The organism is Mycobacterium sp. E2479 (genome assembly GCF_001667925.1).
In the GTDB taxonomy this organism is placed as follows: domain Bacteria; phylum Actinomycetota; class Actinomycetes; order Mycobacteriales; family Mycobacteriaceae; genus Mycobacterium.
This window is the reverse complement of record NZ_LZJR01000090.1, coordinates 1-15,355: the sequence shown is the minus strand read 5'-3', so window position 1 is coordinate 15,355 and position 15,355 is coordinate 1. Positions and strand designations below refer to the sequence as shown.

Below are 15,355 nucleotides of genomic sequence, written 5' to 3'. Positions count from 1 at the left end.
AACACCTCAAGACGCTCGCTCGCGGTCACCCCCACGGCGCCAGCGGATGCGGTCAACGACATGACCACATCATCGCAGCCACCACCGACAAAACCGGACCGCCCGGACGTCCGCGCCCTGAATGAATGCGCGCACCGCTGCATTTACCGCTAATCTCGATCTGTGAGCCGAGTCCGCCGCACTCCTGTGCCGCCCTCACGATGAATCCGGATGACATTGGCAGCCAGCGCTTTCGACGCCGTCAGCCGCCAAAGTTCGCTAGCGGGCGGCGGCATCCGATTCGGGCGAGCCGTTGCCCTCGTCGTCCGCACGGCCGTGCCGGCGCCAGTTGCGGTATCCGCGATGCGCGGCGAACGCGCCGACGATGGCGGTGATGCACCACACCGCGATCGCCGCGTAGGCCAGCGGCGACGACCTATTGCCGATCGAGGCGCCCAGCGCGGTGTAGACGAACGCTCGCGGCGCCGACCCGATGAAAGAGCCAACCGCCATCTGCCACACGGGAACGCCGAAGGCGCCGAACGTGTACGAAGCCAGCGCATCCGAGATGCCGGGGACGAAGCGCTGCCCGACGACCGCCCACAACCCGTGCCGCTCGATCAGCGCGTCGAAGCGGTCGGCACGTTTGTCCCCGAGCAGGCCCCGGGCGCTGGCCCGGCCGGCTCGCCGGCCGACAAAACTCGCGACGATCGCGGTGCCCACCGTCGCACCGAGCGTCACGAAGACACCCACTACCGGACCGAACAACAACCCGCTGCCCGCCGCCAGAATCGAACCCGGGACGAACAACGCGCCCACCACCGCTGAGAGCACTACGTAGGTCAGCGGTGCCGCGGGACCGGTCGCCGACACGATGCGCCGGATCTCGTCGATGTTGATCACCCGCGCGACGGCCACCAGATAGAAGACCACGGCCAGAAACCCGCCGAACACCGCGAGCCGCGCGATGTGGACCAGGCGCGATGGTGGTGGGGGACCGTCACTGTCGTCCATGTTGGCCATGATTGTTCCGCACCGCCGCGCGCTCACCGCACCCGGCTGTTTCCAACTCGCCGCGGTGCGGGCGTGATCACCGTAGAGTGCCGCATATCGCCGGAGTTGAAGTTTGGTGCTGGATCTCTCCGCGTTGTAAAGGAGCAACCGCCATGGCACTGAGTTCGCTGACCGAATTGGACAAGTTCAAAGCGGCGCCGTTTTCGCCCGGCTATCCCGACAACACGCGAACGTTCTACAGTCCCGTCGACCAGGTGCACGAGGCACTCAAGGCCTTGTTGACGTCGGCCAGCAAGACCATCATCGTGGCGATGTACGGCTACGACGACGCGGAGCTCAACTCGGTGCTGCAGTCCGCGCTGAACGACGAAAAGGTCTATGTGCAAATGAGTCTCGACTCCACGCAGGCCGCGGGACTCGCCGAGCGTCCGCTGCTCGCACCATGGCTCAACGACAAGATCGGCAATAGCATCGCGATCGGGCACAGCGAGAAGTCGGCGATCATGCATCTGAAGATGGTGATCATCGACGGCGTCGATGTCGTCACGGGTTCGACCAACTGGAGCACCGGCGGAGAATCCAAACAGGACAACCAGCTCACCGTGATCCGCGATCCGTACGTGTGCGCAGAGGCCCGCTCACGCATCGACATCATCCACGACAGCATGCTCAAGCAGATGGCCGCAAAGGCTCGATCCGGTAGCGCACCTATCGTCGGCTGACCGACCGCAGCCGCTGCCGCAATCCGGTGGCGCGTACCGCCCGGCGTTCGATCGCGGCGCGAATCGACACCTCGGGGCCAACCACTCGCACCTTGGTCTTCGCCCGGGTCACCGCCGTGTAGAACAATTCCCGCGTCAGCAATCGCGAATCTTCCGGCGGTATCAGCACCGTCACCTCGTCGGCCTGGCTGCCCTGGCTCTTGTGGATGGTCATGGCGTGCATCGTCTCCACCTCGCCCAGGCGGCTGGTCGCGAAGTCCAGCGGTCCTGTCGCGCCGGCGACGACGGCACGAAGGCCGTCCGCGGCGGCCACGGTCACACCGGTGTCACCGTTGTAGAGGCGCAGCCCGTAGTCGTTGGCCGTCACCAGCAGGGGACGGCCGGCATACCACTGCGACCACGCCGGCTGGCCGGTCGCTTCGGCAATCCACCTCTGCACCTGCAAATTCCAGTGTGTCGCCCCGTACGGCCCCGCCCGGTGCGCACACAGCAGTCGGTGTTCGTCCAGCGTCGCCAACGCCTCGGCCACCGCGCCCAGCAGCGCGGCCGAGCGCAGCCGCAACGCGTGAGCGACCAGCACCTCCCGCAGCCGGTCGGTCGGCCGCTCGGAGTTCACCCACTCGATGTGTTCGCCGCCGGCCGCCAACAACCGCACGACGCGGTCCGCGTCGCCGACCCGGATCGCCTCGGCCAGGGCGCCGATCGACGTGCCGAATCGGTGCGGCGTGTGCAGGGCCGCGACCCGCACGTCGTCGCGGGCGGCCAACCCATCCACCAGGTCGGCCAGCACGGCACCGGCCTCCACCGAGGCCAACTGGTCGGGGTCACCGACCAGAATCAGCCGGGTATCCGGTCGAACGGCCTCGACCAGCCGGGCCATCATCGTCAGCGACACCATCGACGTCTCGTCGACCACGATGACGTCGTGCGGCAGTCGATTGGCCCGATTGTGTTTGAATCGCACCGATGTGTCCGGCCGGGGGCCCAGGAGGCGATGCAGGGTGGTTCCCGGCAGGCCGGTAAGCCGCGCCCTGTCCGCGGCGGCCAGCTCCTCGCTTCCCACGGCCACCGCCTCGGCCAGCCGCGCCGCCGCCTTGCCGGTCGGTGCGGCCAGCGCAATCCGCGGCCTCGGCAGACCGGCCCGCTCCGCCTGTTCGACCAGCAGGGCGAGCAGGCGTGCGACCGTGGTGGTCTTACCGGTGCCGGGCCCGCCGGTCAGCACGGTCAGAGCCTGCGCAACGGCAATCTCGGCGGCCGCCCGCTGTTCCTCATAGCCGGGGCCGAAAAGCCGTTCATAGCTGGTCGATTCGACGGCCGCCGGGGTCACCGAAAGGGCCAGCAGATCGGTGCAGACCTGCTCTTCCTCGAGCCAATACCTGTCGAAATACAACAGGTCGCCGAACAATCGCAACACCGGCGGCGACCCGAGCAACGCGCTGGCCCGCACCGCCGCCAGCCAGTCGTCGGCGTCCGGCCAGGGCAGGTCGGCTTCCTCGATCTGGGCCTGCACCGCGCGCAGATCGACGCAGACCGAACCACCGCGCAGCGCGCGCACCACGAGGGCGACCGCGAGCGCCACCCGTTCATCGGATTCGCCGGTGAGCGCGGTAAGCCGTTGCGCCACATGGATATCGGCGGGCTCTAACACGCCGGCATCGCTGAACGTGCGCAGCAGGCCGGCCGCGGAGATGGCTTCCACCGTCACACGGCCACCCCCTGAGCATCGAGCAGATCCGACAGAGCCACGATCAACGGCCAGGGCGGCCGCCAATCGAAGACGCCCGCCAGGTGTCCGCCGAGCACGGGCGTCTGTGCGCCGCACATGCCCCGAACGAACAGGTAGAGTACGCCGCCGAGATGTCGGCTCGGATCGTAATCGCTCAGCCGCCATCGTAAGAACCGGTGCAGCACAGCGCAATACAGCAGCGCCTGCAGCGGATAGTCCGAGTGCAGCATCGCTTCGGCCATCCTTGACCGGTCGTAGTCGGCGGCGGTCAGCGGCCGCTCCGGGTCGCCGAGCCGGTTGGTCTTGTAATCCACCACCACGAAGCGATGCCCCGATCCGTCGGGAATGCGGAGCACGGCGTCGATCGAGCCGCTGAGGTATCCGCGCAGTGACTGATCACCGAGGCCAGGTTCGGCCAGCCGGTCGGCATACGAGGCCAGCACGTCATCGCCGGGCAGATGCTCGCGCAACAGCGGCGCCAGATCCGCGAGCCGAACTTCCGGCGCCGTCGAACCACGATCGCCGCCCGCCAGGGGAAGCTCGAAGTCCATTTCGCGCAACCGATCTGGCAATCCGATCTGGCGCAGCGTCCTCCCATCCATGAATGGGCCCAGCGGCGTATCGTGCATCGGCACCATCGCCGCGGCGAGCTCCTCGGGCGCCGCGGCGACCGCCCACCACGCCGAGTGCGCGCGGATCTGCGTTTCGAGCTCGGCGGCCAGGTCTGCGGCCAACGGGTCGGTCGTCTCCAGTACGGCGTGCACCAGGGTGCCGAATGTGGCGCCCGCCGGCAGGTCCGCCATCGGCGAGGGTACGTCCGGCCCGGCTACCGCTGACACCAAGGGGATGTCGCCGACCTCGTCGTCGAGTTCGCCGATTTCGGGTTCGCTGCTCACCCCGCTGGTTTGGGCCGCTCGGATCAAACCCGAATACGAGGTGCGCCGCCAGCCGGTGTCGATGACCCGGTGAAAGTGACGATTGCCCAGGCGGTCGGGTATCGGCTCGGCGGCCAGCGACGGGACCGGTGCCACTACCGATTCCTCGATGACCGGCCCGCCCGCCGCCTCCCACTCCCGCAGCCGGGCCATAGCGTCGTCGTCGGAGATCTTGGCGGGCTCGCATCGGTCCGGCACCGCGGGTTCACCTGGCCGGCGGCCGCGCAGCAGCCGAGAGAGGCCGCCGTTGGGTTCGTAATACGCCGGTGACCACCATGCCACCACCTGGGACTGGGCCCTGGTCAGCGCGACGTACGTCAACCGGCTGTCGTCGCTGGCGTCCTCTTTACGCCCCAGCCGCTCAACGGATTTGAAGTCAGGGCTGTCCTTGCCGCCGACGTGCAGGCAACGCCTGCCGTCCTCGTCGTGGAACAGCACGACGTCGCTGTCCTGGGTGTTGCGATTGAACGCGAACGGCAGATACACGATCGGGTACTGCAGGCCCTTGCTGACGAAGACGGTCATGATCTGCACGGCCGCGGCGTCGCTGTCCAGCCGGCGATTTCGCTCCGGTGCGCCGCTGCGCTCGTCACGCTGGCGGCGCAGCCAATCGCGCAGCGCGGGCAGGCTGTAGTGGTTGCGGTGCGCGACCTCCTGCAGCAGTTGGGTGACATGCGCCAGATCGGTCATGTGTCGCTCACCGCCCTGCCAGGCGAGCACGCGATTGCCCATGCCCAGCAATTGAGCGGCCTCGAAGATGGCCGCGACACCGCGTTCGCGGGCATGACCGGCCCACTCCCGCAGAGTTTTCGCGACCCGGTCGGTGAGCGCATCACCGCCGGCGGCCAGCGATTCCGCGGTCTCGCCGAAGAACATCGTCGCGGCGGCCGCACGCACCATCCCGGGCCGGTGCGGCTGGTCGAAAGCCTCCAGCAGGCACAGCCAATCCTCGGCGGCCTCGGAGGTGAACACGTCGGAGTTGCCCGTGTACACCGCCGGGACACCCGCGGCGCAGAGCGCCGTGAAGCATGCCTGCGCGTCGCGGTGCCGCTCCACGATCACCGCGATATCGCGGGCCTGCAGTGGCCTGCCGGCGAACGTCGCACCGCTGGCCAGCAACACGCGGATGTCGGACGCGAGATCGGCGCCGATGTGCTCCCGCACCCGGTCGATGGGCAGGTTTTGAACACCGCGGCGCCCCAACGTCTTCCGCGCGACCACGCGCAACCGGAACGGATCGTTGTGCGGTGCGCCGGCGAGCCGATGACCGCGGTGATGCGCGTCGACGTCGTTCACCACGATCGCGGGGTCGCCGAGTTGGGCGCCGCGCAGCACCACCTGCAGCCGCTGCACCAGCGCGGAGTCGCTGCGCCAGTTGGTGTCCAGCGTCTGGCGCCCGCCCGCGGTCTCGGCGGCCCGCAGATAGGTCACGATGTCGCCGCCGCGAAACGCGTAGATCGCCTGCTTCGGATCGCCGATGAGGATCAAGGTGGAACGCCCATTGAACGCCCGGTCGATCACCTGCCATTGCACCGGGTCGGTGTCCTGGAACTCGTCGACCATGACGATCGGCCAGCGTTGGTGCATGCGTAGCCGGGCCGGGGAGTCGTCAATGGCCAGCGCGTCGGCCAACCGGATCAGCAGATCGTCGTAGCCGAGGACGCCCAGCCGCCTCTTGCGCGTATCCAGCTCGGCCAGAACGTCTTTGGCGAACTTCACGCTGGCCGCGGCCCGCGAATCGGGATCCGGGTCTCGCGGCCGCAGCTCGGTCGACGGATTGCTGACGACAGCGCGTGCCAGCCGCAGCGCCTCGCGGTAGTGCAGCGCCGGGTCGTCGCGCTCCTGGCCGAAGTGGGCCAGGTACAGATCGTCGACGATCTCGGTCACCAGGTCATCGAGGCTTTCGAGCAGCGTCACGCTGGCCGCCGTGTCCCCGGCCACGCCCAGCGAGCGCAGCACCAGCTGACAGAACTGATGGGTGGTGGCGATCGTGGCCGCGTCGAAGCCGGCCAGTGCGTCGCGAAGCCGCTGTTGGCGGGCCGCGCGCTGACGTTCGGTGCCCTCCAGCAGGTACGCAAGCACCTGGTTGTCGCCGACTGTCGAGGGATCGGCGAATGCTCGTACGGCATCGACGATTTGACAGCGGACGCGTTCGCGTAGCTCTTGACTGGCGGCCCGGCCAAACGTGATCAGCAGCATCTGGTCGAGCGCCGCCGCGCCGTCGGCGACATACCGCGTCACCAGGGAAGCCAGCGCGAAAGTCTTGCCGGTTCCCGCGCTGGCCTCCAGCACGGTGGTGGAACGCTCGGCCGGTAGCGCACCCAACAGGTCGAAGCGCTCCATCAGGTGAGTCTCCGTTCGGCGCGCAGCATCGGCAGCCAGACCCGGGCCGAGTAGGCGCCGAGCCGGTTGTCCTCGCCGTCGCACTCCTCACCCGGCCGCACCGGCGCCATCAGCACCTCCAGTGCCGCACCCCTGCCCCACGCCCTTGCGTGCGCCGGGGCCTGATCCTCACCCGGGAAGCGGTCACCGGACTTCCAGCGGTATCGCGCCTCGGCCACCGGGTCCTCGCCGCCGTACCGGGCCGCCGCCCAGGCATAGGACGTCTTGATGGGCAACGGAATCGGCTCGCGCCGTCCGGCGTCGTAGATCGCCACCAGCTCGCGCAGCTCCTTGACGGCCTGCTCAGCGTCGGACGGCCGACCCAGGCCCGCCACCCGGGTGCTGGTGCCGCGGCGCATGCGGCCGACACACACCGCCGAGAAGTCCCGGCCCGGATCATGGGCGACCAAGGCCAGCAACGTGATCCACGATTCGAGCAGATGCTTGCCGTCCAGTCGCGAATACGTCACCGATACCAGGCTGTCGCCGTACACCGGCGACACCGTGCCGGTCAGTCGTCGCCCGCCACCCAGGTCGATGTCGACATCGTATGCGGCGGCGTGGCCCTGACTGTGCCGATGATGAAGCGCCTCACGCGCCAACAGGGCGGCCTGGTCGCGGATCTCGGTGACCTTGCGCCAGCCCAGCTGACCCGGCGGCAGGGTGCCGCGGCGCCACTCCGCTTGCCGCGCGTCGTCCGGAGTCATCCCCCGCAGGATGTCGCCCAGCATCCGGTCGCCGACCGTCCACTCTTGGAGGCCGTCGATGTCGACCGGCATGGCGTCTTGCACCCCGTCGACATCGTGCGGCAGGGTGAATTCCAGCGCGCGGAAGAAGCCCTTCACCGGGTCTTTGAAGAAGCCGACGAGGTCGGCCAGGATGACGTCGCCGGCCGGCGGAGACGGCAGCGGCCCCGAGATGAATTTCGGCTGTTCGCCGTGCTCGCCGCTGGCCGCGCGCGCCGCCCGCAGCACCGTCGGGTCGAAACTGAACGGCACGTCCGGCACGAGCCTGCCGGGGACGACGTTGCGAATGTCGTACGGCTGCAACGGATGCTCGACGACGACTCGGTCACGCACCTTGGTCATGGTGGTCATGTCGAGGGTGTCCAGGAGCTCGGCCAGCGGCACCGCCGGCGGGCGCGGCTGGCCCGAATATTCGTTGGCACCGGTGTAGGTGATGACGAGTTTGTCCGTTGCCGCGCCGATCGCGTCGAGCAACAATTGCCGGTCCTCGGAACGGATGTCGCGTTCCCCGGTCATCGGGCATCGGGCCAGCGCGTCGTCGCCGTCGACGATGCCAAGCCGCGGGAACAGCCCGTCGTCCAGGCCGACCAGGCACACCACCCGGTGTGGCACCGAGCGCATCGGAACCATGGTGCACACCGTCAGGGTGCCGGTGCGGAAGTTGGCCCGGGTCGGGCGGCCGGCCAGGAGTCGGGTGAGCAGGGCGCGAAGATCGGGTAGCCGCAGCGCCGTGGCGCCCCGGGAGCCGGCCTGCGCAATCGTCTGAGCAAACTCGCGTTGCATCTGGCCGGTCTGCCATTCGTCCGCATCGCGGACCCGAGTCAGCAGCGCGATGCCCTCGCTGAGGGAGGCCAGCCACTCGGTTAGCGGCCTGGTGCCGGCGAGCAAGTCCAGGACGTGCTGCAACCGGGCGACGAACTCGGCGAACTGGCCGGCCAGTTGGACGCGGTTACTGCTGACGTCGTCCAGCGGCAGCGTCGCATCGATCCATGCGTTCGAATCGTCGGACATCGCGACGCCCGCCAGTATCCGATCGATGCCGAAACGCCATGTGTTGTGCACGAAATCGACGTGGTAGGGACGTCGATGCTGCTGGTCCAACCCCCACCGGATGTTCGCCTGCCGGACCCAGCGGGTGATGGCCTCGAGATCGTCATCGGTGAATCCGAACTGGGCGCGCACCGGTGGGCTCTGGGCCAGGTTGAGCACCTCGCTGGCCGTCACCCGGCCGGCCGCCAGGGCCAGCAATTGGGCGACCACACCCAGCAATGGATTGGTCTGGATCGGCGAGCGGTCCGCCAGCCGGACCCGTAGCTGGTGGGCCGGATGGGCGCCGCGCACCACGTCGCCCAGGCCGAAGTCGGCCATGATCAGCGGCGCGTAGGTCTCGATGTCCGGGCACATCACCAGGATGTCGCGCGGCGCAAGCGTCGGGTCGTCCTGCAGTAGGCCGAGCAGCACCTCGCGCAGCACGTCGACCTGGCGGGCCGGGCCGTGGCAGTTGTGGATCTGTACCGATCGGTCGTCGGCTCGGATCGTGCGGCCAGATGGGCGAACGGCATTTGCGCCGATGTCGGACTGCAGCCAACCGAGCAGCGTGTCCGGGCGCGCGTCGCCGGCCAGATAGGCATCGGTCGCCGGATCCGTCGGCAGGCTGCGCTGCAGCTCGCGCAGGTCTCGTCCGAGTGTCGCGAGCAGCGGATGGGACACCGCGCGATGGCTGACGTCGTCGCGCCGGCGAACCGCGCCGTGCGTGCCGGCCAGCCCGCGCCACAGCGCCTCGCTCGGGTGCGGTAGCCACAGATGCACGTCGTGGTGGGTGGCCAGCGCCTCCAAAAGCTCGACGTCGGTGCGCGTCAACCGGGTGTGCCCGAACAGCGACAGCCGAGGCGGCAGCTGGCTGGGCGCCGCCCGCAGCCGCGCGAGGGTCTTGGCGTGGCGGGTATGCGGCGGATCGGCGCCGACCCGGGCAACCAGCGCCCGCCACAGCTCGGGTTGCCAGCGCAGGTCCACGTCGATATCACCCGGTTCGCCGTTGCCCCAGTCGATGAGCAGTTGTGGGCGCTGGCGCGCGTAGGAGTCGAACAGGCCGGCCAGCCGCCGCGCCACCTCGTATCGGCGGCCCCGGCGCAGCTCGGCCTCCGCGCCGGTGTGGAAGTGGCCCACGTGCGCGGCCAGCGTGCGGCACCAGGGTTCGTCCAGCGAGCAGTCGATCGCCTCCAGCAGCGGCCAGGCCATGGCGTCGGGCGACCACGGATCGTTGTCGGCCGTGCCGGTGATTTCGGCGATCAACGAGCCCGGACTGCGAAACGCCACCCCGGCGCACACCCCGTCGCCGTTGCGCGCGCCGAGCACGTGCGACAAGCGCTGGCTGAGCCAGCGTTCCACGCCGCGCGCCGGGACGACGACGAGTTCAGTCGCGAACGGGTCGGCCAGCGGGTTGGCCAGCAGAGCGCCGAGACCGTCGGCCAACAGGTCGGTGCGCTCGGCGCGGTGTAGATGAAGCGGCATTGCGCTGTCACGATAAACCCGACCACCGACGCGGATGGGCGCTTACGGTGCGGATCCCGCCGGGAATCGGTGCCACGCGGCGCGGGGTTGATCCACGCAAACAGTTACGAAAGGGACCCACATGCAAGCTTGGGACGCGATCTGCGCACGTCGCAATGTCCGGGAGTACCAGCCGAAGCCGATACCGGCCGAGGATTTGGACCGCATCGCCGAGGCCGGCTGGCGCGCGCCGTCTGCGAAGAACCGCCAGCCGTGGGATTTCGTCATCGTCACCGAACGCAACCGGCTGGCCGAGCTGTCCACGGTCTGGCGGGGCGCCGGTCACATCGCCGGGGCCGCGGCCACAATCGCCATCGTGGTTCCGGTGCCGCCCGACGAGCGCCGGGTGATCACCGACAACTACGACGTCGGCCAGGCCACCATGGCGATGATGATCGCCGCCACCGACCTGGGGATCGGGACGGGCCATTCGTCGGTGGGGGACCAGGACAAGGCGCGTGCCATCCTGGGCGTGCCCGATGGTCACCTGGTGGCCTTCCTGCTCGGGGTGGGCTACCCGGCCGATCGCCCGCTCACGCCGATCCGCAAGCCCAATCGGCGGCCGTTTGCCGAGGTCGTCCACCACGGCCGCTGGTGACCACGACGGCGAAACACTTTGCGGGCCTTGGTTCTCGAGGCGCTTGGTCACCGCCACCGAGCGGGGGTGACATCGGGCGGGCATGCTTGGGGCTATGAACAGAACCGAAGTCACCGAACAGGTCGTGTTAGCCCGGCTCCGGCAGGGGCTGACGTGGCAACAGCTGGCCGACGCGATCGGCCGGCCACTGGTGTGGACCACGGCGGCGTTACTCGGCCAGCACCCGCTTCCGGCGGAGCAGGCCAAGGTTCTGGCGGAAAGGTTGAAGCTGGACGAGTCGGTGGTGCCGGTGCTGGCGGCCGCTCCGATGCGTGGCGGGCTGCCCACCGCGGTTCCCACGGATCCGACCATCTACCGCTTCTACGAAGCCCTGCAGGTGTACGGCGGCGCCATCAAGGAGGTGATCGCCGAACAGTTCGGCGACGGCATCATGAGCGCGATCAATTTCAGCGTCGACGTGCAGAAGAAGCCGCACCCGTCCGGCGACCGGGTCGTGGTGACGTTCGACGGGAAGTTCCTCCCCTATCAATGGGTCGAGGCGGACGCTCAGGTCAAGACGCCAAAGTGAAGTGACGGTGAGGCGCGCGCGTGCCAAACTAGCGTCGAGGAGGCGAAGGGAACGCGGTGGCGCCCGGCGGCGGCCACCGCGTTCGCCGTTTCAATTCATCAAGACCTGCGGGGAGAGCTCTTTGAGCATCGCGTTGGCCCAGCGCATCTGGCGCAACGTCTCGGGGTGGCAGCGCGACGTCAGGCTCAGCAGTTCGGAGTCCTTCGCGGCCTGGGCGCCCTGTGCCAGCAGCTCCCAATCCAGCGACACCCCCGCCGACAACCGGTGAATCCGGCGCAGGTCGGCGAGCAGCGCCAGGCCGGGCTCCGGCCGGTGCCGCAACAGACCACTCAGCCGCGACTGCAGGAAACCGGAGATAGCGCCGGTATGCGGGTCGGCGGATAGGCGCAGGCCGTAGTGGCGGCCGTGCTGCGCCAGATCCCTGAGGTGTTGCCGCGACCAGCCGGCCATATCGCGCGCGAGGTGATGGATGTCCTGGTCACTACGGTGACGCGCCGCCACCACGCTGAGTTCGTGGGCCAGCTTGCGTTCGGAGCGGTGCAACTCGCGGATCGCCAACTTCAGCTTCATGGCCGGCCTCCCGCGGGGACGACTTCGGTGACCCCGGCCAACGCGCCACCCACCGTCGCGGGCACCGAACCGTTGACCGGTGTGGACGCCGCGGTCGTCGGCGCGTACCCGTTTCGGTCGGGCGGGTTTACCCGCGCCTTGCGCAGCCGGGCGGCGGCCGTCTTGTAGATCGGCTGCTTGGACACCGGATCCCAATCCGTGAGCGTCATTTCATTGCCGGCCCGGTGATGAGCCCTGCCATCGGTGTCCCAGTAGCCGTAGTGGAACGGCACGAACAGCACTCCGTCGCGGATGCCGCAGATGCGCGCGGCGCATACCACGCGGCCGCGCGGCGTGCTCACCTCGACGAGATCGCCTTCGGCGATGCCCAGGCGCCGCGCGTCCGGCTCGGACACCTCCACCCAAACCTCCGGGGCTGCCCGCTGAAGTTGTTGTGCCCGAGCTGTTTTCGTCCGGGTATGGAAATGGTAGACGGTGCGGCCGGTAACCAACGCGAACGGGTACTCGGCGCTCGGTTGCTCGTGCGGGGGCACGTATTCGGCCGCCTTGATGATGGCCTTACCGAAGGGGTTCATCGAGCGGTACTCGTCTGGCTGCAGTGGCGCGCCGGTGATCAGATCTTTGCCGTATGCCTCGCAGTAGTCCGGTGCCGCCCAGAATTTCGCATCGACATAGAGCCGTTCGGTGCCGTTGGGATGCTCGGTGTTGCAAGGCCATTGGATGCCGCTTCCACCGCGCAGCTTGTCGTAGGTCAGGCCCGTGTAGTCGCATGGCCGGCCCGCGCTGCATTTCTTCCATGCCTCGAACGCCGATTCCGGATCCGTCCAGGGTGGGAACGGTTGGCCGTCGGAGTCGCGGAAGTCCATCCGGCGCGCGTAGTCCAGGAAGATGTCGAGGTCCGAGCGCGCGGAACCCGGTGGCTCCACGGCCTTTTCGGACAGGTGCACGGTGCGGTCGGCATTGGTGAAGGTGCCGGTCTTCTCTGCCCAGGCGGCGGCGGGTAGCACCACGTCGGCCAGTGCGGCGGTCTCGGTCAGGAAGATGTCCTGGACGATGAGGAACAGCCGTTCCTGCGACAGGATGTCGCGGATCCGCGATAGCTCCGGCAGCGACACCGCCGGGTTGGTGGCGGTGACCCACAGCATCCGCAGCGTGCCCTCCTCGGCGTAGCGGAACATCTGCATGGCGTGCGTCGGCGGCCCGTAGTGCGGGATCTGCAGCACGTCCAGGTTCCACAATTTCGCCAACTCGGCGACGTGGGAGTCGTTGGACCAGTTGCGGAAGCCGGCCAGGTCCCCGTCGGCCCCGCACTCGCGCGTGTTCTCCGCGGTCGGCTGCCCGTTCATCTGCAGCACGCCGCAACCCGGCTTGCCCAGCATGCCGCGCACCAGGTGAATGTTGTTGACCTGCACCGCCGCCGCGGTGGCCTGGTGGGACTGGTAGAAGCCCTGCAGCACGGTGGACATCAACCGCTTGGCCGTGCCCAGCAGCCGCGCCGCGCGCCGGATGTCGTCGGCCGCCACACCGCAGATGTCGGCGGCCCGCTCGGGCGGAAACTCTTCGACCCGTTTGCGCAGTTCGTCGAAACCGACTGTGTGCGTGTCGATGTAGTCCTGGTCGATCCAGCCGTTATCGATGATCTCGTGTAGCAGCCCGTTCATCAACGCCACGTTGGTGCCCGGCAGCGGCGCCAGGTGAACCGCGGCGTGCCGGGCCACCGGCGTGAGCCGGGGGTCGACGCAGATGATCGCCGGCGGCGAGTTCCCGGCCAACCGGTCCAGCATCCGCGCCCACAGCACCGTCTGGGTCTCGGCGACGTTGTGCCCGAACAACGCGATGACGTCGGCATGGTCGACATCGGTATAGGAACCCGGTTGTCCGTCGCAACCGAACGATTCCTTGAGCGCCTCGGCGGCCGTCGCCGTGCACAGCCGCGTGTTGCCGTCGACGTGGTTGGTGCCGATCGCGCCGTGCGCGATCGCGCCTTGGGTGTAGTACGCCTCGGCGAACAGCTGCCCGGAGGTGTAGAACCCGATCGAGCTGGGGCCGTAGCTGCCGAGTAACTCCTTGGTGCGGTCCACGATCCGTTGCATGGCCGTGTCCCAGTCGCACGGCTTCAGCTTGCCGCCGACCCGGATCATCGGTGTGGTGAGCCGGTCGGCCGAGGCGTTGGCCTGCCAGCCGAAGAGATCCTTCGGATCGAGCCGCCCGTGGTTGACCCGGTCGACGGCGCGTCCGCGCACGCCCACGATCCGCCCGTCCTTGACGGCGATGTCCAGGCCGTCGCCATTGGAATGCAACACCGCGGCTGACTGCACCCAGCGGTCAACCGACTCGGCACTCACCCCGTCGGCGAGGTAGGTGTCGACTCGTTCCGGCCAGCGGGTGCCGGGTTCGTAGGGAGTCCGCGTTCCCCAGGGGTCCGCGATGCGATCTATGGCCATTCCGGTGGCTTCCCCGGCAGCCGCCCGCGAAACCGGCTGGGGCGTGCGCGCTTGAACGGCTCACACCCCGAATTCGGCTTCGATCCCGTCGATGCCGGCGCGGATGGCCGCCAGGGCGTCCGCGCGGGTGCGCAATTTGGTGGCGGCGTGCGCCCGCTGATTCAGGCCGGCGAATTCCCGCGCGGCCTCTTCGGCGCGGTCGATCACCACCTCGGGTAACACGATCTCGTCGACGAAGCCTGCCGCCAGGGCGGTTTCACCGAAAAACGTCTTGGCGAGCCCGGCGGCCTGCTGGTAGGCCGACGGCGTCAACCGCAGCTTCATGATCTCCAGGGCGGCATAGGGAATGACCATGCCGATCGCGACCTCATTGGCCTGAATGTTGTAGGCGTGCGCGGCCACCCGGTGATCGCCCGCCGACAACAGGAACGCCCCCATCGCGATGGCATGCCCGGTGCACGCCATCACCACCGGCTTGGGATAGGACAACAGGCGATACGCCAGCTCGAATCCGCCGCGCAGCATGTCGATCGCGGGCTGCACCTCGCCGGAAGTCAGGATCTTCAGGTCGAAGCCGCCGCTGAACACGCGATCGTTCCCGGCGATCACCAGCGCGCCGGCATCGTCGGCCTCGGCCCGGTCGATCGCGTCGTTCAGGGCCTGCTGCATGGTCGGGCCCAGCGCGTTGACCTTGCCGTCATCCATCTTGATGACGGCGATGGAGTCCGTGGTGCTGTAGTGGACCGGGGCGCTCATCGGTTACTCCTTGCCGTCAGGCGGGCTGGCTGTGGTGTTTGCCCAGGTCTTCTGCGTGACTCCAGCGCAGGCTGACATCGGTGGGTTCGTCGAGTTGGCGTGTGCGCCATCTGTCTTGGGTTTCCCGAACCGCGGTGTTGATCCGTTCGATCTCGCTGCGGAAGACCTCCGGTCGGGTTTCCTTGCAGACGTAGTGGAAATAGGTCAGCAGGCCGCGCAGCAGCTCCAGTTTCTCCTTCTCCCTCTTGGCCAAGTCATGGGTGGTCATCAGTTCGATGCGCTGGACGGGCGGCAGGGCGTCCCAGTCCAGCACCACCTCGGTATGCAGCGGGGAACGCTTGCGCTCCCAGAACCGGCGGCCGCGG

General features: G+C 68.4%; 10 protein-coding genes and 1 pseudogene. 3 read left to right on the top strand and 8 right to left on the bottom strand.

Annotation, left to right across the window (positions count from 1 at the left end):
• Nucleotides 1-258: 258 nt before the first annotated feature.
• Complete coding sequence (locus A5686_RS13720; RefSeq protein WP_067934933.1) at nucleotides 259-993, bottom strand: TVP38/TMEM64 family protein; 735 nt, start codon at nucleotides 991-993, stop codon at nucleotides 259-261.
• Nucleotides 994-1,145: 152 nt separating this feature from the next.
• Between A5686_RS13720 and A5686_RS13715 the strand changes: the two genes are divergently transcribed.
• A complete protein-coding gene (locus A5686_RS13715) occupies nucleotides 1,146-1,715 on the top strand; it encodes a phospholipase D-like domain-containing protein (protein WP_067934932.1) in 570 nt (189 codons plus the stop codon).
• Here the strand turns inward: A5686_RS13715 and recD are convergent.
• From recD to recC, 3 genes are read right to left on the bottom strand one after another with little or no spacing between them, the layout of a single operon-like run.
• Nucleotides 1,702-3,420, bottom strand: a complete 1,719-nt coding sequence (recD, locus tag A5686_RS13710; protein WP_067934930.1) for an exodeoxyribonuclease V subunit alpha — start codon at nucleotides 3,418-3,420, stop codon at nucleotides 1,702-1,704. The two genes, A5686_RS13715 and recD, sit on opposite strands and share 14 nt — an antisense overlap.
• On the bottom strand, nucleotides 3,417-6,719 hold the full coding sequence (gene recB / locus A5686_RS13705) for an exodeoxyribonuclease V subunit beta (RefSeq protein WP_067934929.1): 3,303 nt from the start codon (nucleotides 6,717-6,719) through the stop codon (nucleotides 3,417-3,419). The genes recD and recB overlap by 4 nt, the downstream gene beginning before the upstream one ends.
• The gene (recC, locus tag A5686_RS13700) at nucleotides 6,719-10,015 is read right to left on the bottom strand and encodes an exodeoxyribonuclease V subunit gamma (RefSeq protein ID WP_067934927.1); all 3,297 of its coding nucleotides are present in this window, start codon (nucleotides 10,013-10,015) and stop codon (nucleotides 6,719-6,721) included. The genes recB and recC overlap by 1 nt, the downstream gene beginning before the upstream one ends.
• A gap of 121 nt (nucleotides 10,016-10,136) precedes the next feature.
• On the opposite strand from recC, the gene A5686_RS13695 reads away from it, so the two are divergent.
• Nucleotides 10,137-10,652, top strand: a complete 516-nt coding sequence (locus A5686_RS13695) for a nitroreductase family protein (protein ID WP_067934925.1) — start codon at nucleotides 10,137-10,139, stop codon at nucleotides 10,650-10,652.
• 82 nt (nucleotides 10,653-10,734) lie between these two features.
• Nucleotides 10,735-11,220 carry a cyanase gene (gene cynS / locus A5686_RS13690; protein ID WP_067934923.1) on the top strand — a complete coding sequence of 162 codons (486 nt, stop codon included), beginning with the start codon at nucleotides 10,735-10,737 and terminating at the stop codon, nucleotides 11,218-11,220.
• A gap of 90 nt (nucleotides 11,221-11,310) precedes the next feature.
• Here cynS and A5686_RS13685 read toward each other — a convergent pair whose 3' ends face one another.
• From A5686_RS13685 to A5686_RS13670, 4 genes and pseudogenes are all read right to left on the bottom strand, one after another.
• Nucleotides 11,311-11,790, bottom strand: coding sequence for a hypothetical protein (locus A5686_RS13685; protein WP_067934922.1), 480 nt, complete (start codon nucleotides 11,788-11,790; stop codon nucleotides 11,311-11,313).
• Nucleotides 11,787-14,234, bottom strand: a complete 2,448-nt coding sequence (locus A5686_RS13680; RefSeq protein ID WP_067934920.1) for a molybdopterin oxidoreductase family protein — start codon at nucleotides 14,232-14,234, stop codon at nucleotides 11,787-11,789. The genes A5686_RS13685 and A5686_RS13680 overlap by 4 nt, the downstream gene beginning before the upstream one ends.
• A 60-nt stretch (nucleotides 14,235-14,294) precedes the next feature.
• Nucleotides 14,295-14,990 (bottom strand): crotonase/enoyl-CoA hydratase family protein, encoded by a 696-nt coding sequence (locus A5686_RS13675; protein ID WP_067934918.1) that lies wholly within the window; start codon nucleotides 14,988-14,990, stop codon nucleotides 14,295-14,297.
• Nucleotides 14,987-15,355 (bottom strand): annotated as a pseudogene (locus A5686_RS13670) (hypothetical protein); the annotation flags it as partial. The pseudogene A5686_RS13670 and the gene A5686_RS13675, both read right to left, overlap by 4 nt.